The sequence below is a fragment of the Pontibacter flavimaris genome, assembly GCF_001907195.1.
Classification (GTDB): domain Bacteria; phylum Bacteroidota; class Bacteroidia; order Cytophagales; family Hymenobacteraceae; genus Pontibacter; species Pontibacter flavimaris.
Genome location: NZ_LVWA01000004.1, coordinates 65,057 through 91,534, shown reverse-complemented (window position 1 = coordinate 91,534; position 26,478 = coordinate 65,057). Strand labels below are relative to the sequence as shown.

General features: G+C 55.8%; 20 protein-coding genes. 10 read left to right on the top strand and 10 right to left on the bottom strand.

Annotated elements, in window-relative coordinates; genetic code table 11:
* Positions 1 to 18 precede the first annotated feature (18 nt).
* A complete protein-coding gene (locus A3841_RS05295) occupies positions 19 to 705 on the bottom strand; it encodes a hypothetical protein (RefSeq protein ID WP_073851291.1) in 687 nt (228 codons plus the stop codon).
* A 242-nt stretch (positions 706 to 947) separates the two neighbouring features.
* Here A3841_RS05295 and A3841_RS05290 point away from each other — a divergent pair, with 242 nt between their 5' ends.
* Together A3841_RS05290 and A3841_RS05285 are read left to right on the top strand one after the other, a co-directional pair.
* Positions 948 to 1,523, top strand: a complete 576-nt coding sequence (locus tag A3841_RS05290; protein WP_073851290.1) for a DUF4142 domain-containing protein — start codon at positions 948 to 950, stop codon at positions 1,521 to 1,523.
* A 92-nt stretch (positions 1,524 to 1,615) separates the two neighbouring features.
* Positions 1,616 to 2,188: a DUF4142 domain-containing protein gene (locus tag A3841_RS05285; RefSeq protein ID WP_073851289.1), complete on the top strand. Its 573-nt coding sequence runs from the start codon at positions 1,616 to 1,618 to the stop codon at positions 2,186 to 2,188.
* 73 nt (positions 2,189 to 2,261) lie between these two features.
* Here A3841_RS05285 and uvrA read toward each other — a convergent pair whose 3' ends face one another.
* From uvrA to A3841_RS05270, 3 genes are all read right to left on the bottom strand, one after another.
* Entirely contained in the window at positions 2,262 to 5,168 is a 2,907-nt protein-coding gene (uvrA, locus tag A3841_RS05280; protein WP_073851288.1) for an excinuclease ABC subunit UvrA, read from the bottom strand.
* 117 nt (positions 5,169 to 5,285) lie between these two features.
* Complete coding sequence (locus tag A3841_RS05275) at positions 5,286 to 5,669, bottom strand: YidH family protein (protein WP_073851287.1); 384 nt, start codon at positions 5,667 to 5,669, stop codon at positions 5,286 to 5,288.
* Between the two features lie 54 nt (positions 5,670 to 5,723).
* Positions 5,724 to 6,110: a YidH family protein gene (locus A3841_RS05270; RefSeq protein ID WP_073851286.1), complete on the bottom strand. Its 387-nt coding sequence runs from the start codon at positions 6,108 to 6,110 to the stop codon at positions 5,724 to 5,726.
* A gap of 231 nt (positions 6,111 to 6,341) precedes the next feature.
* Here A3841_RS05270 and A3841_RS05265 point away from each other — a divergent pair, with 231 nt between their 5' ends.
* Genes A3841_RS05265 through A3841_RS05255 form a run of 3 tightly spaced genes read left to right on the top strand, consistent with a single transcriptional unit; the run spans position 6,342 to position 12,255 of the window.
* Positions 6,342 to 9,038 (top strand): TonB-dependent receptor, encoded by a 2,697-nt coding sequence (locus A3841_RS05265; protein WP_073851285.1) that lies wholly within the window; start codon positions 6,342 to 6,344, stop codon positions 9,036 to 9,038.
* Positions 9,035 to 10,114, top strand: coding sequence for a DUF4249 domain-containing protein (locus A3841_RS05260; protein WP_073851284.1), 1,080 nt, complete (start codon positions 9,035 to 9,037; stop codon positions 10,112 to 10,114). Before A3841_RS05265 ends, A3841_RS05260 begins: the two co-directional genes overlap by 4 nt.
* 17 nt (positions 10,115 to 10,131) lie before the next feature.
* On the top strand, positions 10,132 to 12,255 hold the full coding sequence (locus A3841_RS05255; RefSeq protein WP_073851283.1) for a hypothetical protein: 2,124 nt from the start codon (positions 10,132 to 10,134) through the stop codon (positions 12,253 to 12,255).
* Between the two features lie 129 nt (positions 12,256 to 12,384).
* Here the strand turns inward: A3841_RS05255 and A3841_RS05250 are convergent, their stop codons facing one another.
* On the bottom strand, positions 12,385 to 13,248 hold the full coding sequence (locus A3841_RS05250; protein ID WP_139307886.1) for an LOG family protein: 864 nt from the start codon (positions 13,246 to 13,248) through the stop codon (positions 12,385 to 12,387).
* Between the two features lie 146 nt (positions 13,249 to 13,394).
* On the bottom strand, positions 13,395 to 14,642 hold the full coding sequence (locus A3841_RS05245; RefSeq protein WP_073851282.1) for an ABC transporter permease: 1,248 nt from the start codon (positions 14,640 to 14,642) through the stop codon (positions 13,395 to 13,397).
* A gap of 201 nt (positions 14,643 to 14,843) precedes the next feature.
* Between A3841_RS05245 and queA the strand changes: the two genes are divergently transcribed.
* Positions 14,844 to 15,890 (top strand): tRNA preQ1(34) S-adenosylmethionine ribosyltransferase-isomerase QueA, encoded by a 1,047-nt coding sequence (gene queA, locus A3841_RS05240; RefSeq protein WP_073851281.1) that lies wholly within the window; start codon positions 14,844 to 14,846, stop codon positions 15,888 to 15,890.
* A gap of 163 nt (positions 15,891 to 16,053) precedes the next feature.
* Positions 16,054 to 16,731, top strand: coding sequence for a 2-C-methyl-D-erythritol 4-phosphate cytidylyltransferase (locus tag A3841_RS05235; protein WP_073851280.1), 678 nt, complete (start codon positions 16,054 to 16,056; stop codon positions 16,729 to 16,731).
* Between the two features lie 471 nt (positions 16,732 to 17,202).
* Here A3841_RS05235 and A3841_RS05230 read toward each other — a convergent pair whose 3' ends face one another.
* The 3 genes from A3841_RS05230 to A3841_RS05220 all read right to left on the bottom strand — a co-directional run bounded on the left by A3841_RS05230 (position 17,203) and on the right by A3841_RS05220 (position 19,841).
* Complete coding sequence (locus tag A3841_RS05230) at positions 17,203 to 17,934, bottom strand: ABC transporter ATP-binding protein (RefSeq protein WP_073851279.1); 732 nt, start codon at positions 17,932 to 17,934, stop codon at positions 17,203 to 17,205.
* 85 nt (positions 17,935 to 18,019) lie between these two features.
* Complete coding sequence (locus A3841_RS05225; protein WP_073851278.1) at positions 18,020 to 18,241, bottom strand: DUF2795 domain-containing protein; 222 nt, start codon at positions 18,239 to 18,241, stop codon at positions 18,020 to 18,022.
* A 286-nt stretch (positions 18,242 to 18,527) separates the two neighbouring features.
* The gene (locus A3841_RS05220; protein WP_073851277.1) at positions 18,528 to 19,841 is read right to left on the bottom strand and encodes a DUF349 domain-containing protein; all 1,314 of its coding nucleotides are present in this window, start codon (positions 19,839 to 19,841) and stop codon (positions 18,528 to 18,530) included.
* Positions 19,842 to 20,206: 365 nt separating this feature from the next.
* On the opposite strand from A3841_RS05220, the gene ettA reads away from it, so the two are divergent.
* The 3 genes from ettA to A3841_RS05205 all read left to right on the top strand — a co-directional run bounded on the left by ettA (position 20,207) and on the right by A3841_RS05205 (position 24,524).
* Entirely contained in the window at positions 20,207 to 21,877 is a 1,671-nt protein-coding gene (gene ettA / locus A3841_RS05215) for an energy-dependent translational throttle protein EttA (RefSeq protein ID WP_073851276.1), read from the top strand.
* A gap of 653 nt (positions 21,878 to 22,530) precedes the next feature.
* Complete coding sequence (locus A3841_RS05210; RefSeq protein ID WP_073851275.1) at positions 22,531 to 23,523, top strand: GNAT family N-acetyltransferase; 993 nt, start codon at positions 22,531 to 22,533, stop codon at positions 23,521 to 23,523.
* A gap of 11 nt (positions 23,524 to 23,534) precedes the next feature.
* Positions 23,535 to 24,524 carry a GNAT family N-acetyltransferase gene (locus tag A3841_RS05205; protein ID WP_083610228.1) on the top strand — a complete coding sequence of 330 codons (990 nt, stop codon included), beginning with the start codon at positions 23,535 to 23,537 and terminating at the stop codon, positions 24,522 to 24,524.
* A gap of 348 nt (positions 24,525 to 24,872) precedes the next feature.
* Here the strand turns inward: A3841_RS05205 and A3841_RS05200 are convergent, their stop codons facing one another.
* Entirely contained in the window at positions 24,873 to 26,441 is a 1,569-nt protein-coding gene (locus A3841_RS05200; RefSeq protein WP_073851274.1) for a serine hydrolase, read from the bottom strand.
* Positions 26,442 to 26,478 lie beyond the last annotated feature (37 nt).

Below are 26,478 nucleotides of genomic sequence, written 5' to 3'. Positions count from 1 at the left end.
TTTTACTTTTTTAAGGTGTCAGAAAGAGTAGCCTACCGATACATTCAGTTGCGGCGAGGGGGTTATGAAAATGGCAGAGTTCTGCTCGGCTACCAGCGCATGCCCAATAATGTTCTCCGTCAGCAGCTCGTCTGCGCCCTTGGCCAGCGCATACTTCAGGCGGGCGCCCAACGCCGCGGAAACCTCCACGGTAAGCTTCTTCCCGACGAGGAACTGCCCGCCCAGTTGGTAGTTCAGCTCCAGCGTATTCTGGTACAAGCGCCCCACCTGGCGCCCAAAGGAGTTATCGGGGTCTTCAAAAGGGCTGTCGAGGGCGCCTTCCTCAAAGGCCATAAAGCGGTACCCAAACATTGGCCCATGGAAGAACCCCAAGGGCACGCCGTCATGCTTCTTGGAGGTGTAGTAGCGTTGGCTCATGCGTATATGCACGCCACCTACCTTCACGTCATCAGGCAGGAAATCTTCGCTTTTGAGGTAGCCGCGGTACACATAGCTCAGGCCAAACTCATTCGAGATCCGCTCAGTGCGCATCTTCTCGTAAGAGATGTATACCTCACCCATCTGTAGCGGGTGCAGCTTCAGAATGCGGTCGTGGGCAGGGTCCATCAGGACTGCTTCCGTCGTGTCCTGGGCAAGGGTGTGGCGCAGTGGCAGCATCAGCAGCACCAGCCAAAGGGTTGCGAAAACATACTTGCTGTTTCTCATGTCATACTTGTTTTGGGTGAGCTTCAGGTGTGGGCAAGAGGAGTGTTTCCTGTGCTTTACATGTCATGGTAAAATTATGTTGCATCTTGATCAAGGCTATATTTCTTAAGGTTGGCGCTAGGGGAAATTATTACTTGAAACCGGAAGAAAGCAGGATCAAAAAACTCCAATCCCCCGAAGGCGTATATGAATTCTGATAAAATACCATCGTATACCAAAACATTACTAAACAAAATAAAACTATGAGAAAGATTGTTTCAACAGGACTGATAGCGGGCGCCTTTGTATTTGCACTGGCTTCCTGCAATCAAAAGACGGACGCTGTGGAAGAGGCCCAGGAAGTAAACGAGGGAATGGTTGAGGACACCCGGATGGAGGAGCAGAAGGATGACTTGTCTGAGTTTATGACCAAGGCGGCAAGCGGCGGCATGATGGAAGTGGAGCTAGGTAAACTGGCACAGCAACAGGCGATGAACCAGCAGGTAAAAGACTTCGGCACCATGATGGTGAACGACCACAGCAAGGCGAATGATGAGCTGAAGGCGCTGGCGGCTAAAAAGAGCCTCGTGCTGCCCGACAGCATGAGCCAGGACCACATGGACCATGTAAAAGAACTGCGTGATAAAAAAGGAGCCGACTTCGACGCCGCGTACATGGACCTGATGGTAGAGGACCACGAAGAAGATGTGGAGATGTTTGAGGAAGCATCAAACAACCTGGAGGACGCGGAGGCCAAAGCCTTTGCCTCCAAAACGCTGGCTACCCTGCGCACGCACCTGAACCGGGCTCAGGAAATCGACAGCACGTTGCAAAAGTAAAAATAAGGGCACCCTTCATGCCGGCAAATTGAGTATAAAGCATCTGTAAGCACTATCTTGCAGGTGCTTTATACATTAAACCGAAATCACCTATGAAAAAAAGCGTACAACAAGCATTCACCCTGCTGGCCCTGGTTTTTGCCACCGCCTGCGGCTCCGACGACAGCATTAAACAGGCAGCCGATCAAAGCGTGGAGCAGTTTAAGGCGGCCGGTGTGCAGGAAGACATGCGCAACGATGCCCTGTTTGCCGCCGAGGCGGCCAGCGCCAGCATGCTGCAGGTGCAGTTGGGCGAGGCAGCCGAAGGCAAGGCTGTGAGCCCGGAGGTGAAGGGGCTGGCGCAGGAGATGGTAACGGCGCACCAAAGCATCCTCAACGACCTGCGCGACATGGCCGGCAGGGGAAACTTCGTACTCCCCTCCACCCTGGGCGAGGCGCACCACAAAGTATACCAGGAGGTAACTGATAAGTCGGGCATCTCCTTCGACCTGGCCTACCTGCGGCGCATCGGCGACCAGAACAAAGAGCTGGTGGAGCGTTACGAGGATATGGCCAAAAACGGGCAGGTGATGGAGCTGAAGCAGTACGCCAGCAAGCAGGTGCCTCTGCTGCAGCAGCACCAGCAGGTGCTGGAAAGGCTGCAGGAATCGCTGGATGACCTGTAAAAGTATAAAACCCCGCTGCCACAGGTTGGCAGCGGGGTTTTATACTTTTTTATACTTTGGTGAAGAGAAGCATTTAGCTTTTCTGCGCTTCCTCCCCGTTCTCGCGGTAGTGGCTGGTGGCCAGTTCCTCCTTTAGGAACTTGGGAGTATAACCGCTCTTCACCTTGGCTACTTCCTCCGGCGTGCCGGCAGCCACGATGGTTCCGCCTTTCTCGCCGCCCTCCGGCCCAACGTCAATGATCCAGTCGGCTATCTTTATCAGGTCGAGGTTGTGCTCGATGATGAGGACAGTGTTGCCTTTGTCGGTGAGTTTGTGCAGCACGTCGCTCAGGTGCTCAATGTCCTGGAAGTGCAGGCCGGTGGTGGGCTCATCCAGAATGTAGAGCGTTTGGCCGGTGTCTTTCTTCGATAGCTCCGTGGCCAGTTTCACGCGCTGCGCCTCGCCACCCGAGAGGGTAGTAGCTTGCTGGCCTAAGGTAATGTAGCCCAGGCCCACATCATTCAGCGTCTTTATCTTGCGCAGGATGCGCGGCTGGCTCTCGAAAAAGTCAACGGCCTGCTCTACGGTCATGTCCAGCACATCGGTTATACTTTTGCCTTTAAAGCGGACCTCCAGTGTTTCGCGGTTATAGCGTTTGCCTTTGCATACTTCGCAGGGCACGTACACATCCGGCAGGAAGTTCATTTCTATAGTTCGCATACCTGCACCTTCGCAGGCCTCGCAACGGCCACCCTTTACGTTAAATGAGAAACGGCCTGGAGTATAGCCTCTTATCTTGGCTTCCGGTAGTTGTGCAAACAGTGTTCTGATATCCGTGAACACACCGGTATAGGTAGCCGGGTTAGAGCGCGGCGTGCGGCCAATCGGCGACTGGTCCACCTCGATGACCTTGTCCAGGTGCTCCAGGCCCTCTATACTTTTGTAGGGCAGCGGCTCCCGCTTCGCCCGGAAGAAGTGCGTGTTCAGGATAGGGTACAGCGTGTCGTGTATCAGCGATGACTTGCCGCTGCCCGACACACCGGTAATGCAAACCATTTTACCGAGCGGCAGCTCCAGCGTCACGTTTTTCAGGTTGTTGCCGGTGGCGCCTTTCAGCTTAAGCAGCTGGCCATTGCCTTCGCGCTTGTTACGCGGCACTTTTATCCCCCTGCGGTTGCTCAGAAACTCGGCCGTAAGGGTGCCTGCCTGCATCATTTCTTCCGGTGTGCCGGCCGTTACCACCTGCCCGCCGTGTATACCCGCACCCGGGCCAATGTCCACCACGTAATCCGACTGCAGGATCATGTCCTTGTCGTGCTCCACCACAATAATGGAGTTGCCCAGGTCGCGCAAATCCTGCAGGGCTTTGATCAGGCGCTCGTTGTCGCGCTGGTGCAAGCCTATGCTGGGCTCATCCATAATGTATAAAACCCCCACCAGCTGCGTGCCGATCTGCGTGGCCAAACGGATGCGCTGGCTCTCACCCCCTGAAAGTGTCTTTACCGGGCGGTGCAGGCTCAGGTAATCCAGGCCAACGTCCAGCAAAAAACCGATGCGCTTGCGGATCTCCTTCAGCAGCTCGCGGGCAATCACGTTCTGGCGCTCGCTCAGCCTTTCCTCCAGCCCTTCGAACCAGGCGGCCAGTTTGGTGATATCTAAAACCGATAACTCGCCAATGTTCTTCCCATCGATCTTAAAGTGAAGCGACTCTTTCTTTAATCTGTAGCCGTGGCACTCGGGGCAGGTATTGGTCTGCGTAAAGTCCTCTACCCAGGAGCGGATGTTATCGGAATCGGACTCCATCTGGTTTTTGAGGAAGTTGATGATGCCCTCAAACTCCACGGTGTAGTTGCCTTTCTTGGTGTTTACTTCCAGATCCTCCTCCAGGCCATACAGCAATACCTTCAATACATCCTCCGGCAGGTCCTTTATTGGCGTCGAAACCGATACCTTGAAGTGCTTGAACAATGCCTCGATCTGCTTAAAGATCCAGATGTCGCGGTACTCGCCCAGCGGGGCAATGCCGCCGCGGCGGATGCTCAGGTCCTTGTCCGGAATAACCGATTCCTCGGTGATCTCCTGTATCTCTCCTAAACCATTGCACACCGGGCAGGCGCCGTAAGGCGAGTTAAACGAGAAGGAATTTGGAGCCGGGTCGTCATAGGCAATGCCGGTGGCCGGGTCCATGAGGTGGCGCGAGAAGAAATGCGTCTTGTCGGCATCGGCGTCAAGAATAAGGATCGTGCCCTTGCCATGCGTGAGGGCGTTCTGCACCGAGCTCGACAAGCGGAAACGGTCTTCCTCCTTCACCACGATCTTGTCGATCACGATCTCTATGTCGTGGATTTTATACCTGTCCACCTGCATTTTCGGGGTTATCTCCAGCAGTTCGCCATCCACCCGGGCGCGGATAAAGCCCATCTTCCGGATCTGCTGGAACAGCTCGCGGTAGTGGCCCTTACGGCCTTTCACCACCGGGGCAAGTATAATCAGGCGCTTGCCATCGAAGTGCTCCAGGATGTGGCTCACGATCTGGTCATCGCTCTGGCGCACCATCTTATCGCCGGTCACATAACTGAAAGCCTCTGCGGTACGCGCCCAGAGCAGGCGCATGAAGTCGTAGATCTCGGTGATGGTACCTACCGTGGAGCGCGGGTTGCGGCTCGTGGTTTTCTGCTCGATGGAGATCACGGGCGAGAGCCCCTCGATCTTATCCACGTTCGGTCTTTCCAGGCCGCCCATAAACGAGCGGGCGTAGGCCGAGAAGGTCTCCATGTAGCGGCGCTGCCCCTCGGCATAGATCGTGTCGAAAGCCAGCGACGATTTGCCCGAGCCGCTGATGCCGGTAAACACCACCAACTTGTAGCGCGGCAGCTTGATGGAGATGTTCTTGAGGTTATGTTCGCGGGCACCGTATACTTCGATCTGCTGTGCTTCCCCGTTCTGAGGGAAAGCTGCGGCGGTGCCGGTTGCGGTTTCTTGCGCTTGGTTAAAAGCCATTCAGGAATGCTTGATTTTAAATAGCAAAGGTACAAAATTATCAGCGTTTTGCCGTTGCAGCGCGCCAACCTATCTTAACAGAAATAAGCAGGAATAGGTTTAGGCCCAGGCCATGCTTTAGTTGGTGTTGCCGTAGCCGGAGGCCTCCTTCTCGTGCAGCTCGGCATGCAGGTGGCTGGTGTGGGCGTAGTCCTGGCGCTGCCGGCGGATGAGCTTTTGCTTTTGCAGGTATCTGTAGAAGCTGTAGACGGCCAGCGCCACCCCTGCGGGCAGCATCAGAATCCCGATAACCTCCATGTATACATGCTGGGAAAGTTTAATGGCTGCATAGCCGCCTCCAATAAAGGCAATGGCGGTGCGCAGGTAGGCCATCAGGGTGCGCTCGTTGGCGAAGATGGTGCGCTGAAGGGCCATCTGGTCGCGCACCTCCGCGTTTTTCCTCTCCTGTCGCTTCAGCTTTTTCTTCAGTTTCTTTATCTCCTCCTGCTCCGAGGTCGGCATGGTTCCGTTTTTTGCAAAGTATACGGAGATGGCCGGGCAGGGTATGCGGGGCGGTCACGGCATGTCGGTGCCATCCTCTTTATACTTGCTGTTGTGGGCCCGCTCGTGCTCGTGGCTGGTAGGGCAGTAGTCCTGGTGGTGGCCCTCAATAAGTTTTTGCTTTTGCCTGAACCTGATAAAACTATAAAGCGCCAGGATAATACCGATAGGGATAAGGATAATGCCGATGATTTCGAGGTACAGATCATCCGAGAACTTTACCGCGGCAAAGCCCCCGATAGAAACCGTCATGGCGGTGCGCAGGTAGGCCATCAGGGTGCGCTCGTTGGCAAAGATGGTGCGCTGGGCCGCCATGTGGTCGCGTATCTCCACGTTCTTCTTCTCCTGCACCTTCAGTTTCTTCTTTAGCTTCTTAATCTTTTCTTTGTCAGGGCTCAGCATGTTTTTATATACGAGTGCAGCCTGTGGGGTGTGTTAGTTGAGGCTGGAAAATTACCAGAGAGCGGGATGCCCCCGGCTTCCGTTGATGAGTTGCCAGGCCGGGGCTCGGTGATGCGGCGCGGCCGGAAAGTATGGGCTGCTTGCAATCTTAAATAATAACCTTAAATTGCTATATCTAGAAAACCTAATGCCTTACTTACCCGCTTCGCCCTGCTGTTTCAAGTAGCTTTTATGAACAAACTTCCCTTTCTAGCCATACTTTGCTGGTGCCTGTTTATGGCTTTACCCCATGCGCAGGCGCAGCAGGAAGCAGGCCAGCGGCTTGTAACAGCCACGTACACCAACGAGCCGCTAAAAGCAGTGCTGCTCGACCTGCAGGAACAACATGCCCTAAGAATATTTTACCTGGATGAGTGGCTGGACGGCGTGCAGGTAACGCATACGTTCGTAGCGGAGCCCCTGCCTGTGGTGCTGCGCAAAGTCCTGACGGAAGCCCATCTCACCGCCATACTTTACGACCCCCGCACCGTGGTGCTGGTGCCCCGCCTCAGCACGGATGCAGACACAACGGAAGAAAGAGAGAAATCGCCCGGTCCCGACCTGGCCAACCCGGGCAGGGGCCGTATGATCACCCTGAGCGGCCATGTCCGCGAGGCCAAGACGGGGGAGCCGAGCATTGGGGCCACCGTAGTGGTAGAGGAGCTGAAAAAAGGCACTGCCTCTGATGAGAAAGGATACTATACGTTGACGATCCCCGCCGGTAGCTATACCTTGGAGGTAAGGTCGGTGGGGATGGTGCCCGACAAGCGGAAGCTGCAGCTGCTGCAGAGCAGGATTGTGGATGTGGAGCTTTTTGAGGTGTCGAACGAGCTGCGGGAGGTGGAGGTGTCGGCGGTGGCACCGGACCAGAACGTCAAGAGCCTGGAGATGGGCGTTGCGCGCCTAAGTATAAAGGAGATAAAATCAGTGCCGGCCTTTCTGGGCGAGGTAGACGTGGTGCGCAGCGTGCTGGCCATGCCCGGCGTCACCACGGTAGGGGAGGGCGCCACCGGGTTTAACGTGCGCGGCGGCAGCGTAGACCAGAACCTGATCCTGCAGGATGATGCCCCTTTGTTCAACTCTTCCCATTTGTTCGGCTTCTTCTCCGTCTTCAACCCCGACATGGTGGAGGACGTGACGCTTTACCGAGCCGGCATCCCTTCCCGGTACGGCGGCCGCGTGTCGTCGGTGCTGGATGTGAAGATGCGGGACGGCAACAAAAAAATACCCGTGCTGAGCGGCGGTATTGGGCTGCTGTCCAGCCGGCTGCTGCTGGAGGGGCCGATCGTGAAGGACAAAGCCTCATTTGTGCTTGGCGGACGGGGAGCTTACCCCGGGCTGCTGCTGCGGTTCGTGCCCGACAAATCGGTGCGGGACAGCGACGGCAACTTTTACGATTTCAACGCGAAGCTCAGCTACACGCTCAGCGAGAAGGACCAGCTCATGCTTTCGGGTTATCTGAGCCGCGACAGCTTCCGGTTCGGAACGGACACCACCTATACCTGGGGCACCGCCACGGGTACGCTGAAGTGGAGCCATACTTTCAGCAACAAGCTGTTCTCTACCCTTACCGGCGTGGCAGGCGACTATGCGTATGGCGTCAGCGCAGAGACCGTTCCTTACAACTTCACGCTGGATTCGGACATCAAGTATAAGCTCCTCAAGGCCGATGTCAACTATGAGCCCTCTGCGCAGCATAAAATAGGCCTGGGCGCGTCCTCCACCTGGTATAACTTTAACTCCGGCGAACTAAAGCCTTCCTCAGACCAGTCGAGCCTGGTGCAGCTCAGCATGCCCCGTGAGCAATCTCTGGAGGCAGCCGCATACTTGAACCACGAGTATACCCTAAGCCCTGCCATATCGGTTTCTTATGGCCTGCGCTACTCCTCCTACTTCAACCTGGGCCCCGGCAGGGTGTATGTTTACAACCCGGAGGTGCCGCGGCGCGCCTCCAGCGTTACCGATACGCTGCACTTTGCCGACGGCGAGAGCATCAAGCAGTACAACTACCTGGAGCCAAGGGCATCGGTGCGGGTGGCGCTGGGCGAGAACAGCTCCGTGAAACTGGGCTACAACCGCATGGTGCAGTACATCCACCTCATCTCCAACACCACCGCGGTGTCGCCGATGGATATCTGGAAGACCAGTAACCCCTACCTCAAGCCGCAGATCGGCGACCAGGTGGCGCTTGGCTACTTCAGGAACCTGCACGATAACAGTATAGAGCTATCGGCAGAGGGCTACTACAAAAGACTGCACAACCTGGTGGAGTATAAGGACGGCGCGCGCCTGCTGCTCAACAATGCCCTGGATGCGGACCTGCTGCCCGGCGACGGCAAAGCCTATGGCCTGGAGCTGATGATCCGCCGAAAGGGTAAAAAGCTTACCGGCTGGGCCAGCTATACTTACTCCCGGTCGCTGCGCAGGGTAAAGGGGCCCACGCCAGAAGAGACGATCAACAGCGGCAGTTACTTCCCGTCCAACTACGACAAGCCGCACGACTTTACCGTGGTGCTGAACCAGCAACTCAGCCGCCTGATCAGCCTCTCAGCCAACTTTACTTACAGCACCGGCAGGCCGGTTACCTACCCGGAGTCGGTTTCGATGATAGGCGGGTTGCTGATGGTAAACTACAGCGACCGGAACCAGCACCGCATCCCCGACTACCACCGCCTCGACGTGGCCCTGACCATTGACGGTACCAACAAGCGGGGTGCCAAGAGGCTCAGCAGCTGGACGTTATCGGTCTACAACCTGTACGGGCGCAACAACCCCTACTCGGTGTTTTTTAAACCAGCCTATAGCGGCAACGTGCCGCAAGCCTATAAGCTATCTGTCATTGGCAGTGCGGTGCCTGCCATCACTTACAATTTTAAAATTACGAAATGATGCGGCTGAGAACAGAACGGAAAAGCTGGCTTTGGGCCCCCTTGCTGGCCATACTTTGTCTGCAGGCCTGCGTGGAGCCTTTTGAGCTGGAGACCGGCACCGAAAAGCAGTCGCTGGTGGTGGATGGCCTGATCACGGACCGCAACGACACCACGCTGAACAAGGTGACGCTCTCCTGGACAGCACCCTATAATGGTGTGGATGGTGTCGTGGTAAAAGAGCCCGTGTCGGGGGCGTCTGTCATGCTGTACGACAACAAGGGGAACCTTATGCAGTTCAGGGAGTCCTACAGCGGCAACTATGTGCTGGACGAATCGGAGTATGACGCCCGGCCCGGCGAAAGCTATACGTTGCGCATCTGGCTGCCCGATGGCAGGGAGTATGCGTCCAGGCCGGAGCTTCTCACCGAGGCACCACCCATCCGTGACTTAGGTTATACTTACAAGGAATTTATAGAGGTGGTGAAGAATGGCTCCGGAGAACTTGTGGAGCAGACAGAACTGGGCTTCGAGGTGAGAGCTGAGGTGGATGATCCCGCCAATGCGCAGAACTTCTACCGCTGGTCCACAAAGGGAATCTTAGAGTACCACACGATAGCATTAGAAATAAAAGACCCGCCGCCATCCACCTGCTGGTCGTGCCAGGGGAGGATAAACAAGACAGCCGTCGCCGCCGATGATGCGCAGGTAAACGGCAACAAGATAAGCCAACTGGTGGCCGTGGTGCCCGCTGACATACCCACACGGTATCAGGCAACCGTGCAGCAGTTCTCGCTTACCCCGGCGGCGTTTGAGTTCTGGCGGCTTCTGCAGCAGCAGCAAACCAGCGTGGGCAGCATCTTCGATCCTCCTCCGGCCCGGATCAGGGGCAACCTCTACAATGCCTCTGATCCCGAAGAAGAGGTATACGGCTATTTCGGCGCCTCAGGGGTGGCCGAGAAAAGCCTGATCATTGACAGGGTGAGGTACTACCCCTTCCCGAGGAGAGGCCCCTACGAAGTGCCTATGAGCGACTTTAGGTGGGGGTGCCTCCTGCTTAATCCAAATAGTACCAGCATTCGGCCTCCGGGATTTTGAAACAGAGTATACTTTTGATGATATCATTTATGCTGACCAAGAAGAGTGTAGTCGGGCGTTTGGCCGGAGGCTTGTTGCTATTGTGCAGTAGCTTCACGTCGCTGGCGCAGCAGGCTCCCGGGGCACAGCGGGTACAAGCGCTGCTGACAGACGAGCAGGTGCGGCTGGTGCATAGCCAGCCTTACTATGCCGCGGGGGAGCGGCTGTGGTTCAAGGCGTTCCTGAACAAAAGCACCTCCTCTGCCCACCCAAGCAAAGCCCTGTATGTGGAGTTGCTCGATGCGCAGGAACAGCTTATACTCAGGCAGCGGCTCATCATAGAGGAAGGCACGAGCTATGGCGATATATTGCTTCCAGAGAACCTGCCCAGTGGTAACTATACCTTACTGGCTACCACCAACTGGATGCGAAACTACAGCAAAGGGCAGCAGTACCGCGAGCAGCTCCTGATCGTGAATGCCGGCGAGGTGATGGCGTTGCAGGGCAAAACTGCCCGGGAGACTGCCAGGCCGCTGCACGTGCAGTTCTTCCCGGAGTCTAACAATTTGCTGGCCGGGGTGGCGTCCAGGGTTGCCGTGGTGGCTACCAATGCCGCGGGTATGGGAGTGGCCGCCAGCTGCACCATTTTAAGCAGTGCCGGTGACACGGTGGTATCCTTCCAGACCGATAAAACGGGTGTCGGCTCTTTCCGCCTCCGGCCGGGCCTGCAGGAGCAGTATGAGGCGCAGGTGCAGGCGGATGGCTATACACTCCAACGTACAAAGCTGCCGGCTGCGAAGCAGGTCGGGCTGGCGCTGGTGGTAGAGGAGCAGCAGAACGAGGAGCTCAGGGTAAGGATAAACAACAGCGGAGCATGGGCTTATACTTTGCTGGCAGAGGCAGGCGGGAAAGTATACTTCTCCCAGCAGGGCAGCGAAAGCGGCGTGGTCGCGGTGCCGTGGCCGGCTGAGGCCGGTGAGACCGTCAGGTTGCTGCTGCTGAACCCGGGCGGTGCAGTGGAGGCCGAGCAGAAGGTGGTGCGGCGGCAGGAGCAGGTAGCGCTCCGCATTAGCACCGACCGGAAGCAGTATGGGCCCCGGCAGCAGGTAACGGTCAACGTGCAGGTGGAAAACAGGGCAGGGGCACCCGTGGCAGCCAACGTGGCGGTAGCCACCACAAGTATAAACCAGGACTTCCACAGGCCATTGCCCACAGCTACTTTTACCTGGAGCGAGGAAGGGCAGGGCGAGCAGGCATTGGTGCACACTCCCGACAAGGAGCTTTGGAATGGCCTGATGAGGGGGGAGGCAGCAGCAAAGTATAAACCAGAGCTGCTGGTGGACGCCTTTGCGCGCGAGGGTGTGACGGAGCCCTATAGCAATGCCGCCTACAGCGCCCCCACCGATACCGCCTTTGTGCAGTCGCTGCCCGAAAGCATGGTGAACTACGCCAAGCAGCACCATAACAGAACCCGGATCAGCGAAGCGTACGGTGTAGCGGAGCCTCATGCCACAGCGCCTATCCCGAAGCTGCCCGCAGATAGAGTCTTCCGGCTGGATGACTATGTCACCTTTCATAGCGTGGAGGAAGCCATACGGGAGGCAACCACAAACCTGAGGCTAAGCAAGCGGAAAGGGCGCTACGAAGTCAGGCTGCTGTACGTGAGGCCCGGGGTAAAGAAGATGCTGAAGCAGGAGCCTATTTACCTGGTGGATGGGGTGGTCGTGAACGGCATGGAGGAAATACTGGCCCTGAACCTGAACGACATCGCCTCGTTTGAGTTAACCTGGCTGGAGGAAAAGCTATACGCCGGTAACCTGGGGAACAGGGCGGAAAACGGCATGTTCGCGGTGTATACCAAAAGCGGAGAGGCCAGGGAGAAATTAAAGGAGAAAGGCTACCCGGTGCTCTATGAACAGTATACCCGCCCTAAATCCTTTGTGCCCGCTTCTGCCGGGGCTGAAGGCATGACTACCGTTCCGGACCTCAGGCAGTTGGTTCACTGGGAGCCGCAGCTGCAGGTGGGCGTCGACGGGAAGGCCTCCTTCACTTTTTATACTTCTGATGAAACCGGCGAATTCACGATAAGGATAGCAGGGCAGACCGCGGCGGGGGAGCCTCTGCACGGGGAGGCAACGTACGAGGTTAGCCTGATGGAGTAAGCCCGAGGCCTTATAGAATGGGAGAAGTATAGGAGCCAGCGGCGCGACAGGCAAGTATGGAGCCGCATTGCATAAAAGAAGCCCGCTGCGTGTGCGGCGGGCTTCTCTGTAAGTATGAGTATGGCTTCCTTAAAAGTTCGGGGACAGCAGGTACTTGCTATAGAAGTCGTCGATGATCTTCACGGCCTCCGAGGGGTCGTCCACGATGTGCACCAGGTCCAGGTCTTCCTGGCTGATGTTGCTTTCCATCTTCAGCATCACGTTCTCAACCCACTCCATTAAGCCGCCCCAGTACGAACGGCCCACCAGCACGATGGGGAAGGCCCCGATCTTCTTCGTCTGGATGAGCGTAATCGCCTCAAACAGTTCGTCCAGCGTGCCGAAGCCGCCCGGCAGCACCACAAAACCCTGCGCATACTTCACAAACATCACCTTGCGCACAAAAAAGTAGTCGAAGTTGATGAGTTTGTCGGAGTCGATGTAGATGTTGTTGAACTGCTCGAAGGGCAGGTGAATGTTCAGGCCCACCGACTTGCCGCCCTCAGAGTGCGCGCCTTTGTTGCCGGCCTCCATAATGCCCGGGCCACCGCCCGTAATCACGCCATAGCCGTGGCGCACCAGCTTGGCGGCAATCTCCTCGGCCATAATGTAGTACTTGTTGTCGGACTTGGTGCGGGCCGAGCCGAATACCGACACGCAGGGGCCGATCTTGGCCAGCTTCTCGAAGCCGTCCACGAACTCGGCCATTACCTTAAATATCTGCCAGGAGTCTGCAATCTTAATCTCGTTCCAGTCCTTGTCCACGAAGGCCTTGCGGATTCTAATGTCCTCGGCAGAGGCTGGGGCCGCGGTGGACTGGCCATTCTCGCGCAGGTCTGTTACCGACCTGGCCTTATTCTCGTTAACATCGGGTTTCAGGATGGTTTGGCCGCTGCCGGTGTGCAGCGCCTCGTCATTCAGTTTGGTTTTGCTCGTCTTTCTAAGCTTTGTCATAATTCTTTCTCGTCTTCTTCTGCGGAGGCTTTCGCCTGCTGTGCCCACAGGCTGGGGCACGCTTCATCACATAGTTATAAAATCAGGCCTGGCCCGCTGCCCCTGTGCGGGAGGGGAGCATCAGCGCCAAGCATGTAAAGGTTTCTCTATTTCGACCGGATTGCTATAACGGGGTCCAGGTTTGATGCCAGCACGGCCGGGATGATACCCGACAGCATGCCGATAACGGCCGATACGCCGAGGCCAAGTATAATGTTGCCTGCCGAGAGCGTGACCTTCATCATGTCCTGGGGAATGAGCGTGAGCAGGAACACCAGCATAATGCCGATGCCGCCGCCCAACAGGCTCAGGAAAACAGCCTCGAACAGGAACTGGAAAAGTATGAAAAAGTTTTTGGCGCCCAGCGCTTTTTGTATCCCGATGATGTTGGTGCGCTCCTTTACCGACACAAACATGATGTTGGCGATGCCGAAGCCGCCCACAAGTATAGAGAAGCCTCCAATGATCCAGCCTCCAAACCCAACGGCGCTGAAAAAGCCGCCGATGGCTTCCTGTATCATCTCGGGCCGGTTCATGGCAAAGCTGTCCTCATCGCGGGGGCGCAGGCCGCGTATGTTGCGCATGATGCCGCGCGCCTCATACTCCAGTTCCAGCAGGCCCGGGTCGTTGTCGCGGCCTTTCAGGGCGATGGTGGACCCCAGGCCGTTTGGCCCCACATCATACATCTTGGAGAAGGTGCTGTAGGGCACCATACCCATCTGGTCCATGTTCGGCATCCCGAAGATGTTCTCGCCCTGCTTCTCGATCACCCCGATCACGGAGAACTTCTGCCCGGACACCTTCAGCGTCTGCCCGATCGGGCTGCCGTAGGGGAAGAGGGTGGTGGCTACCTCGTCGCCGATGATGATCACGTTGCGGGCGGCCTCCGCCTCCTGCGGGGTAAAGTAACGGCCGTCCACGATCGGCACTTCGCTTACGCTCGGATAGTCGTAGGAGATGCCCATCAGGTTCCCGTTGGAGTAGCTGTTGTTGCCCTGCTTAAAGGTGTTGCCGCCCTTGCTTGAGGATATGGCCACGCCGCTGCTGGTGGTGATGCGGCGCTCCAGCAGGCGAAACTCACGCTCGGTGGGCTCCGGGCGTTGAAAGTATTTCCACCACGGGTAGCTGCCCCCGGTAGACCAGGGCCACTTCTCCACGTAGATCACCTTGTCGCCGATAAAGCTCATGCTGTCGCGCACATTGCGCTCCAGCGAGTCCACCAGCGTGAACACGGAGATGATGGCAAAGATACCGATGGTAACCCCCAGCAGCGACAGGATCGTGCGCAGGAGGTTGGCGCGCAGGGCCTGCCACGCAAAGCGAAAGCTTTCGGCTATCAGGCGGAGGTAGATCATAGTGTTCTTCTTATATCAGGTAAAACAGTAGCAAGTAATTTTCTTAAAAGTAAGAATAATTCGGCCAAAGCGAGTAAATTTGCGGTTTGATTTTTTGTTTTTTAGTTGGCGGTTGATTATGAACCTCAGCAGGCGGCGCTGCTGTTGTGTAACAGGAGATACCGCACACGTATAAGAACCAAATACCGTAATATTTGCTATATGAAATTATCCGAATTTAAGTTCGAGCTTCCTGAAAGCTACCTTGCCTCCCACCCTTCCGAAAACCGCGACGAGTCCCGCATGATGGTGATCCACCGCGACACCGGTAAAATCGAGCACCGCGTGTTTAAAGACATCCTGGAGTACTTCGAAGAGGGCGACGTGATGGTGGTGAATGATACCAAGGTGTTTCCGGCGCGCCTGTACGGCAACAAGGAAAAGACAGGGGCTAAGATTGAAGTGTTCCTGCTGCGCGAGCTCAACAAGGACATCCACCTGTGGGACGTGCTGGTAGACCCGGCCCGCAAGATCCGCGTGGGCAACAAGCTATACTTTGGCGACAGCGATCTGGTGGCCGAGGTGATCGACAACACCACCTCCCGCGGCCGTACCATCAAGTTCCTGTTCGACGGCCCGGACGAGGAGTTCTACAAGACCATTAACGACCTGGGCGAAACGCCGCTTCCCAAGTATATCAAGCGCGAGGCGGAGCCTGAGGACCGGGAGCGCTACCAGACCGTGTATGCCAAGAACGTAGGCGCCGTGGCTGCCCCAACCGCTGGCCTGCACTTTACCAAAGAGGTGATGAAGCGCCTGGAGATCAAAGGCGTGGACGTGGAGCCGATCACGCTGCACGTGGGCCTGGGCACTTTCCGTCCGGTGGATGTGGAAGACCTGACCAAGCACAAAATGGACTCGGAGAACTTTATGGTGCCCGCCGCCACCGCCGAGCGCGTGAACAAGGCGCTGGACAGCAAGAGGCGCGTGTGCGCCATCGGCACCACCACCATGCGTGCCCTGGAGTCCTCGGTATCGGCCAACAGCCGCCTGAAGGCCAACGAAGGCTGGACAGACCGTTTCATCTTCCCGCCCTACGACTTCAAGATCGCCAACAGCCTGCTCACCAACTTCCACATGCCGGAAAGCACGCTGCTGATGATGGCCGCTGCCTTCGGCGGGTATGACCTGGTGATGAAGGCGTACGAGGAGGCTATCAAAGAAAACTACCGCTTCTTCAGCTACGGCGACGTAATGCTGATCCTGTAAGTATAAACTGCTTGCAAAAGTATAAAGCCCCGGTCTTAAAAAGCAGGGGCTTTATACTTTATATCAAGATGGTTAGAGATTTGAAGCGCGTTTCGTCTCTACAACTCCTAAACTCTCTAACTCCCAAACTCCCAAACTCAAAACAACTTTCTAACTTTGCCCTATGGCAAAAACCCCGGAATATGCGATCATAGTGGCTGGCGGCAGCGGCAGCCGCATGCAGCACGAGCTGCCCAAGCAGTTTATGGAGGTAGCGGGCAAGCCGATCCTGATGCACACGATAGAGCGCTTCCACAAGTATAACCCTGCTGTTAGAATGGTTGTGGTGCTGCCGCAGGAGCAACTCAACACCTGGCGCAGCCTCTGCCAGAAGCACGGCTTCAGGCTGTTCCACATGACGGTGCCGGGCGGCGCCACGCGTTTCGGTTCGGTCAGGAACGGGCTGGACGCGGTGATGGGAGACGGTCTGGTGGCCGTGCACGATGGCGTGCGCCCCTTTGTGGCGGTGGAGACGATACAAGCGGCTTACGAGGCCGCCGCAACGTATGGAAGCGCTGTGGTGGCTGTGTCGCCGAAAGACTCTATCCGGGAACTGACGGCGGAGGGAAGCCGTGCCGTGCCGCGTGCCAAGTATAAACTGGTGCAAACGCCGCAGGTTTTCCAGGCAAGTATACTTCGTAAGGCTTATGAGCAGCCGGAACAGGAGTACTTCACCGACGATGCCTCGGTGGTGGAAAGTATAGGCGAAAGTATAACTTTAGTGGAAGGCAGCTACCGCAACATCAAAATCACCACGCCCGAGGATCTTCTGCTTGCCGAGGCTTTTGCAAGGGAAGGTTAGGGAATCTTGAAGTCTATAACGATGGCTTCCCTCCGGGGAGGGGAATTCACCCCACCCCAACCCTCCCCTAAAAACAGGGGAGGGAGCTCCGTTCATTTTGTATAAGCCAAAGCTATCGAATCTGATCCCAGTCCTTGGGTTGAGCGCCTTGTGAGATCCGGTGCTCAACTTGTTGAGCAGCCGTAGCGCAGCGGAGGCAGGAGGGAACACAGCGCGATGCCAAAGGACGAGCCCTCTCGGGCTGGAGAGCGCCAAAGCTGGAGATGAAACGAGCAGGTAGTAAAGCCGTGGAACAGCAGTAACTACAAAGTATAGCTTGTCTCAAAAAGCAGGAAGCAGCGGCTATGAAAGTATAAAGTATAGCTCAAGTATAAAAAGACACAAGCGGACGCTTGCGCCAGCGGAAGTCAGTGGAAGGATGCAGGCAAATATGAAAGTATAACGCAAGATAACTGCCAGACCAATACACTCCTACACCTCCGGCTGACGCCCCGCCTCCAGAAAAGCCTGGTTCTCCTGCACCGCCTCCGGGGAAATCACCTCCAGCTTCGGATCGGGCCTGGAGAGGTTGAGCAGAAAGCCCCGCATGTGGGTGAGGTTCTGCAGGTCGTGGGTGATGCAGAGGACGGTCTTGCGCCGCTCGTCTACCCAGTTCTGGAGCAGCCCGAACACCTGGTGCTTATAGTATACATCCAGCTGCTGCGTGGGCTCATCCAGCAGGTTAATGGCAGCATCCTGCAGCATGAGCTGCGCCAGCCACACCAGCTGCTGCTCGCCGCCGGAGAGGGTGGTAAAGTCGTGATCCATCAGGTGGGAGAGCTGCAGCAGTTCCAGCGTCTGGGCCGCTAACGTATAATCCTCCGAAGTATAATTCTCGAAAAAGCGCTTTTGGCGGAACAGGCCCATCACCACCAGGTCGTGCACCTTAATGGGGAAGTTAATGACGGATTTTTGCGGCAAGTATGCCAGCAGGCCCTTGCCCGATGGGTTGGAGAGGTGTCGCAGGTCGTGGTTTTGCACCAGTAGCTGCCCCTGGTAATCAATTTTCCCCTGAAAAGCGCGGAAGAGCGTGGTCTTGCCGGCGCCGTTATGGCCGATGATCGCCACAAAGGCAGGGGAGGGTACAAAAAAAGAAAGGTTGCGGATCAGCACACGTTGGCCATAACCCGCAACCAGATTCTTTGCTTCGACGATGTTGTCCAATGATTAATTACTAATGATGTATGAATAATGAGTCAGCTTTAAAGCCATTGGCAATTATTCATTACTCATTACCAATTATTCATTATTAATACTCGTCCTCGTTAAACATGAAATCCTCTTTGGTAGGATAGTCAGGCCAGATCTCTTCGATGCTCTCGTAAGGCTGTCCGTCGTCCTCCAGGGCCTGCAGGTTCTCTACAACCTCCATAGGGGCGCCGGAGCGGATGGAAAAGTCGATCAGCTCATCTTTTGTGGCTGGCCAGGGTGCATCCTCCAGGTATGAAGCTAATTCAAGTGTCCAGTACATAGTATTTTCTCCTTTAACTTATTGGCGTGTGTGATTTGTTCGCAAAAGTATAAATAAAAACAAGAACAAAAATTTTAACTAAATATTTATTGTTTTTTGTCTGTTTTTAACAACACAACGCAAATAAAAAACAAATGTTCAAAAAGTGAGGAATAAATTCAGGGCACTGCCGCGGCACAGTAACATAAGTTGTAGGAGGCGCGGCAGGGGCGGTGGCAGTAAACGCAAAAAGCGCCTGCTACCACCGCAGCAGGCGCTTTTTGTAAAGTATAGCCGGAGCTGTGGCTTAGCGCGAGATGGCGCTCAGCTGACTCTGGAACATCTCGATCAGGGCGGTCTTGGTGCCGATCTTGCGGTTGAAGTTGCGGATCTTCCCTTTCAGCATGTTGCGGAAGGCCTCGTTGCTCGGGGAGTCGTTGAGCTTGTCCAGGTTCGTCTCCAGTACCTCCAGCTCGGTTTTGTCTGATTTGATAAAGTCCCGGAGGGCGTTGATGCGGGCCTGCAGGCCATCGGGCTCCGAATACTCCTCGTTGCTGGCCTGCTGGCGCTTTCGGATGTAGTGCTCCAGGCTGCTCATCTCAAATACGCGGTCGCAGGCCTTGATAAAGCGCTCCCAGATGGCGTCCGACACGTCGGGGCGCACCGGTCCAACCTTTTTCCACTCGGCCTGCAGCTCCTTGGCGCGCTTTACGGCATCGTTCAGACTCATGTCCTGCAGCAGCTGCTCGGCCTCCACGGCCAGCTCCTGCTTGCGCTCGAAGTTCTGCTCGTAAAACTGGTCCCTGGAGGCGTTCTTCTCCTTCTGTATCTTGCGCTTCAGGCGCTCGAAAAAGTGGTTGTGCGCCTTCCGGAAGTTGTTCCAGAGGGTGGTCATGGTCTTGCGCGGCAGGTTGCCGCCCACTTCTTTCCATTCGTTCTGCAGTTGCTTCAGCTTGGCGGTCGTCTCCTCCCACTCCTCCGAGTTTGCCAGGTGGTACGACTGGTTGATCAGATCCCTGTAGCGTTCGTAGGCGCGGTTCTGCATGCGCTTCTTATCCTCGAAGAAGTTCTTCTTGCGCTCAAAGAAATTCTCCACAGCATTGCGGAAACGCTCCTCTATCTCGTCGGTGAGCTCTTTCTCCACCGGCCCGGTCTTGATCCAGGCCGTGCGCAGGTCCTTCAGCTTCTCGGTGGCCTCTTTCCAGTCGATGCTCTCGCTATGGGCCTCGGCCTCCTGTATCAGGCTCACCTTGATGCTCAGGTTCTTCTCGCGGTTCTGCTTGATGGTCTCGTTTATCTCCTCTTCGGCTGTGGCCAGGGTATGGTAGAGCTGCTCAAAGTCGCCGAGGGCGTCGTAGCTGCCCACCTGCTCCTTCATGTGCAGTACTTTCATCAGGAAAGAGCCCTTGTTATCGGAGGCCTCGATGCGTTGCAGCAGGTTGTTCACCTTGTCGCGGAACATCTCGAAACGCTTGGCAAAGTACACAAGCGAGTCATCCTCAGACTCTTTCACGTCGCCTACCTGGCGTGCAGGGTAGTTCATAAAGGGCTTAAGCCATACTTGCTGGTCCTGGGTAAAACCAAACTTCTTGGCTTCTTCCAATAGGTTGTTGTGTTCCATTTTACTGGATTGGGTTATGCGTCGTACGTAAATATTGGGTTAAGGCATCAGGGGCAAACTAACCTCTGCATACGCAGGCGTGCCTGTCGCGTTTGCCGCGGCTTGGACTAAACCGGGCGTGCGCCTGAAGGATTGCTGGTGCAAAACCAGTAAATGCATACCTTACCCATACAGTTTCTACAAGTTTAATGATTTCAAAGCACTTTTGTGAAGTGCAAAGACATGAATTTTTGCGATCTTTGTAATTCCTTACGTTAATAATAATCAGGCGGATAAGTTGCCGGCGCCGCGGAGCCGCGGCAGGCCGTTACATTGCCCGTCTCATTATTTAAAAGTATATTGACAAAACACCATTTAGAGATAGCATGAGCAACGAAACCATTATTTTTTCGATGGCCGGGGTGAGCAAGATCTACCCTCCAAAGAAACAAGTACTTAAAAATATCTACCTCTCGTTCTTCTACGGGGCTAAAATCGGCGTGCTGGGCCTCAACGGCTCGGGTAAATCCAGCTTGCTGAAGATCATCGCGGGCGTGGACAAGGAGATTCTGGGCGAGGTGGTATGGTCTCCGGGCTACACCGTGGGCTACCTGGAGCAGGAGCCGCAGCTGGACCCCACCAAAACCGTGCGCCAGGTAGTGGAGGAAGGCGTGAGCGAGGTGGTGGCCCTGTTGAAGGAGTTCGACGAGATCAACATGAAGTTCGGCGAGGAGATGACCGACGAGGAGATGAACAAGCTCATCGACCGCCAGGGCGTGGTGCAGGAGAAACTCGACCACCACAATGCCTGGGAGCTGGACAACCGCCTGGAGCGCGCCATGGATGCCCTGCGCACGCCGCCGGAGGATGCCCTGATCGCTAACCTGTCGGGTGGTGAGAAGCGCCGCGTGGCCCTGTGCCGCCTGCTGCTGCAGGAACCGGACGTACTGCTACTGGACGAGCCGACCAACCACCTCGACGCCGAGTCAGTGGACTGGCTGGAGCAGCACCTCAAGCAATACAAAGGCACCGTGATCGCCGTCACCCACGACCGTTACTTCCTCGACAACGTGGCCGGCTGGATTCTGGAGTTGGACCGCGGTGAGGGCATTCCGTGGAAAGGCAACTACAGCAGCTGGCTGGAGCAGAAGTCTACTAGGCTGGCGGCAGAGGAGAAGACCGAGAGCAAGCGCCAGAAGACCCTGCAGCGCGAGCTGGAGTGGGTGAAGATGGCCCCGAAAGCCCGCCACGCCAAGTCGAAGGCCCGTATCAGCCAGTATGATAAACTGGCCAGCGAAGAGGCCAGCAAGAAAGAAGAAAAGCTGGAACTGTTTATACCGGACGGCCCGCGCCTGGGTAGCCAGGTAGTAGAGGTAAACCATGTAAGCAAAGCCTACGGCGATAAACTCCTTTTTGAGGATCTGAACTTTGCCCTGCCGCAGGGCGGCATTGTGGGGATCATCGGGCCGAACGGTGCCGGTAAAACGACCTTATTTAAGCTGATAACAGGCCAGGAGAAGCCGGATGCAGGTGAGTTTACCGTTGGTTCTACGGTGCAGATCTCGTACGTGGACCAGGAGCACGCCAACCTGGACCCGAACAAATCGGTGTTCGAGGTGATCTCGGGAGGCACAGAGCACATGATCATGGCGGGGCGCCAGGTGGTGTCGCGCGCCTACGTGAGCAAGTTCAACTTCTCGGGCGGTGACCAGGAGAAGAAGGTGGAGAAGCTGTCGGGTGGGGAGCGCAACCGCGTGCACCTGGCCATGACGCTGAAAGAGGGCGGCAACCTGCTGCTGCTCGACGAACCCACCAACGACCTGGACGTGAACGCCATCCGTGCGCTGGAGGACGCGTTGGAGAACTTTGCGGGTTGTGCCGTCATTATCTCCCACGACCGCTGGTTCCTGGATAGAATTTGCACCCATATCCTGGCCTTTGAGGGCGACTCACAGGTGTACTGGTTCGAGGGGAACTACACGGAGTACGAGGAGAACAAGAAGAAGCGCATGGGCGACGTGGAGCCGAAGCGTATCCGTTATAAGAAGCTGGCGTAGCCACCAGAGTATACACCCCTTTGCTGCAAGCCCCCGCTGCCACTACGGCAGCGGGGGCTTTTTTTATGCCGTGTTATACTTTTAACTGGCTGATAAGCGCGTAGTTACAGTGGCTGCTGAAAATTTTTTCTAAAAAAAATTATTGTACTCTCCATCCTTAATATATGCTTTAGGAATATGGCTGATAATAAGCAGGTTGTAATATTTAAAGAGGGGGCAGTGTGGGTAAAGTATAAACGAAGAGAAATAACATACTATAACTTGCATATTAAATTTATCTGCTATTTATTTGCATCGTCTACTTAAGGAAATATAACTATCTAATTAAGTAATTGAACTGAATATTTGCATCTCACTATAAATAAAAACTAAACCTCAAAACTGTTCTAAAGTCATGAAAAAAAATGTACTCAATGATTCTCTGGTAAACGTGATTGTTGCTACTTATTTTATTGTGGGCAGTATAATCAGCCACTTGCTTGTAATGGCATAAGTTTACCGGCTGTACCATATAAGAGGGGGCTGCGCTGTAAGGGTGCAGCCCCCTCTCTTTTATCAGGAACCCGGAGCAGCAGGATCAGCTTAAAAATGATTAAGTTTGCCAGAGCCCTGCCGGGTGCACAGCGGCAGGAGAGCGATTATCTCTACAACGTATGATCACCTACCTCCGCCACGAGCAGATAAACAAAACCAAGTGGGACGCCTGCATTGCGGCATCTGCCGATAATATGGTGTATGCGCTGTCGTGGTTTCTGGATGTGGTGGCGCCGGGCTGGCAGGCCTTTGTGGAGGAGCAGGAGGGGGCTTATGTAACGGTGATGCCGCTGCCGGGCATACTTAAAATGGGCTTTCCGTACCTGAGCCAGCCTTACCACACGCACCAGCTGGGCATGTTCACCACCGCCCGCAGCAGCGAGAGGGTGCGGGAGCAGCTGCTGGAGCTCACCGTGAAGCGCTATAAGTTTATCCACAGCTACCGCTTTAACATGAGCGACACGGCCAGCCTGGAGCAGCTGCAGGACAAGTATGAGCTGGTGGCAAGGTATACACGCTACCTCAAACTAAACAAGCCATACAAGGAGCTTTACAAAAACTACACCCGCGACCGCAAGATGAACCTGAAGCGGGCGCAGCGGGCCAACCTGCGCATGTTCGGGAGCGACGACATCGAGCCGCTGATCCAGCACTTTAAGAAGCACATCGAGCACAAGGTGGTGGGCGGCGTGTCGGAGTACACGTACCAGATGCTGCGCGATTTGTACCGGGTGATGCAGGAGCGGGGTGTGGCGCAGTTGATCTATACCACCGCCGGCGGTGAGGTGAATGCCGGGTGCCTGTTCTTTAAGTATAACAACGTCATCAGCTACGCCTTTAACTCGGCCGACAGCGAGGGGCGCGCGGCCAACGGCCGTACCCTGGTGCTCGACGAGATCATCCGGCAGCACGCAGGCACCGATTATACCCTGGACTTCGAGAGTCCGATGATTGAGCAGATAGAGCACTTCTACGCCAGCTTCGGGGCGCACCGGGTAAAGTACTTCGCGCTGCGCCACAACGCGCTGCCGCTGTACGTCAGGGTTATCCGCAACATCCGCATGAAAGTATACCGCACCTTCTTTGCCTCCGGCGTGGCCGAGGAAGTATAAACCCCGCACGCGTGCCGCAGTTACTCCAGCATAACGAAATCGACAAAGCCGCCTGGGACGCCTGTGTGGCGGCCTCCGGGCAACGGCAGGTGTATACGCTGTCGTGGTACCTGGACGTGGTGTCGCCGGGGTGGCAGGCGGTGGTGGAGCAGCAGCGCGGGGTTTACACGTGCGTGATGCCGCTGCCCGTGCGCCGCAAGTATGGCATTTTATACTTGCAGCAGCCGCTCTTCTGCCAGCAGCTGGGCATCTACGCGCAGCGGGAACTGAGGCCGGAGCAGGCAGCGGCGTTTCTGGCGCTGGTGCAGCAGCACTTCAAGTATAGCCCGGGCTACGCGTTCTGCACCGGCAACACCAGCTCCCTGCAACGCATAAAACAGGAGCACCTGCAGCCGATTCATACCTTGTACCTGGACCTGAACCGGCCGTATGAGCAACTCTGGAAAGGCTACACCCGCGACCGCAAGTATAACCTCAACAAGGCCCGCCGCGAGCGCCTGCGCCTGGTGCAGAGCCGGGATATTGAGCCGCTCATCGGCCTGTTCCGCCAGAACATCGCGCGCAAAGTATACGGTGGGGTGGATGAAGCGGCGTACCGTATGCTGCGGCAGTTATACACCGCTTGTGTGGAAAAGGGGATAGCCGAGCTGATTTATACTTTGGATGAACAGGGAAGTATAACGGCGGGCGGGCTGTTTCTGTACTACGGCGGCTACATCACCTACATCTTTAACGCTGCCGACGCCAGCGGCCGCAAAAGCAACGGCCGCACCCTTATCCTCGACGATGTGATCCACCGCAACGCCAACTCCCAACAGGTGCTGGACTTTGAGAGCCCGATGATCGGAAGTATAGCCGGGTTTTACCGGAGCTTCGGGTCGGAGCCTGCGCCTTTTTACGAGTGGAAGTACAACCGGCTGCCGCTGCCCCTCCGGCTGCTGAAGCAGGTGCGGCAGGAGCTGCTGCTCAGGCTGCAGGAGGGGCCAAAAGCCGGTTCGTAACCGCTGCAACTTCTGCCGCCGCAAATTTCCTTTAAAAGTACCCTATACAAGGCGTCAACTCTTGGAATGTCAATACGTTATGGGTTAACAATTGTGCGTGATCGGGCGTATACATACGAAAGGTATACTTATAACCTAACTTTAATATGTAAAAAACTTTACCCCGATTGCCATGAAAAATGTTTACAAAAACCAGGAGTCATTAGCTTACCTGATTATTGCTGCATACTTTGCGGTGGCCGGCACCATTGCCGTGCTGGTAAGCTATTAACCAAACGCACCTCTGAACGAAAAAGGCCATACGCAAGTATGGCCTTTTATATTTTCAGGCTGATTGAGCTACAGCCCTTACTTTACTTTCTCAAAATCGAGCTCACTGAAGTGAAAGTCGGGGTTGTCGGCGTCGAGGCGCAGCTGGCTTATGCTTCCGTCCTCGCCGGCGATGAAGCGCGCGTTGGTGGGCGTGAGCAGGGCATAGTCGTTTTTCCAGTCGAGGTTGAAGATGTCGTGCTGCCAGAAGTTAAGCGTGCCGTTTAGCACCGGCGCCGGCTCCAGCTGCAGGTGCAGTTTGCCGTCTTTCAGGCTAACGATGGCGGCGCCGTAAAGCTTGCTGTGGTAGGTGCCGGTGTAGTCTTTCAGGTTGCGGGTTGGCTTGCTCTTTTTGGCTTTCTTCTCCTTTGGCGCCTTGGCGACAGCGGCAGCCTCCGCCTTGCGAGCCTCTGCGGCCCTATCCAGGTAAAATTGGCTCCAGTCGCGGCCGTTCTCCACGCCCAAAAGCTGGTCCAAGGTATAGTTGCCGAGCGGCGTCATGATGCTGCTCATGCTGTTGGTCAGGATCACCATACCCAGGTTCTCCTCCGGCACCAGCACCGTGCGGCTGTTCATGCCCTCATGCCCGCCGCCGTGGTATACTTGCTTGCGACCCTCGTAATCGCCCACAAACCAGCCCAGGCCGGTGCCCACAAAGTGCGTGGAAGGCGTTATCTCCTCGGATTGTTTGGAAACCGGGAACGGGTTGTGCATTGTCCACATGTTGCGGCTGGCTTCTTCACTGAATATCTCCTTATTGTTATACTTGCCGCGGTTCAGCTGCAACCGCATCCACTGGGCCTGTTGGTTCACGCTGGTGAAAATGCCTGCTGCCGGGTTCCAGTTGTCCCAGGCGTTGAGGGTGGTGGCCACAGGCTTTTGGTTTTCGTCATTGCCGTGCGGCGAAGCCACGTTTTGCACGCCTTTCAGCTCGTTAACCGACGTATAGGAGCGGCTCATGCCCAGCGGCCGGAAGAACGTTTCCTTGATGTAATCTTCCCAGCTTTTGCCACTCACCTGCTCAATCACCTCCCCGGCCGTGATGAACATCAGGTTGGAGTAGCCATAGCCATCGCGGAACCCGTACACCGGCTCCAGGTAGCGCATGCGCTCGATGATCTCGGGGCGACTGTAGGTGGTGTTGTACCACAGCAGATCGCCGCTGAAGGTCTGGAAGCCCACGCGGTGGCTCAGTAAATCCTCTATCGTCAGGTTCTCCGTCACGAACGGGTCATAGAGCTGCAGGTAGGGCACATACTTTTTCACCTTGTCCTCCCATTTGATTTTGCCTTGGTCTACCAAAGTGGCCAGCGCAGCGGCCGTATAGGCTTTGGAGTTGGAGGCGATGCCGAAAACCGTGTTGGCATCTACCTGTCCGCCCTTTTTAGTATCGAGCACACCGTAGCCTTTGGCAAAGATCACCGAGTCGTTTTTCACGATGGCGATGGCCATGCCCGGCACATCCCATTCTTTCAGGGCCTTTTGGTAGTAGGCGTCCAGTTTCTGGAGGGTGGCGGCAGTGTTTTGCTGCGCCTGCATCTGTGGCAGGGGCAGCAGGGCCAGGCATAGCAGTAGAAGGCTGATGCGCAAAGTATAGATTCTGTCCATTAATATAGTAGTATGATAATGTAGCAAGGTAAGTAAT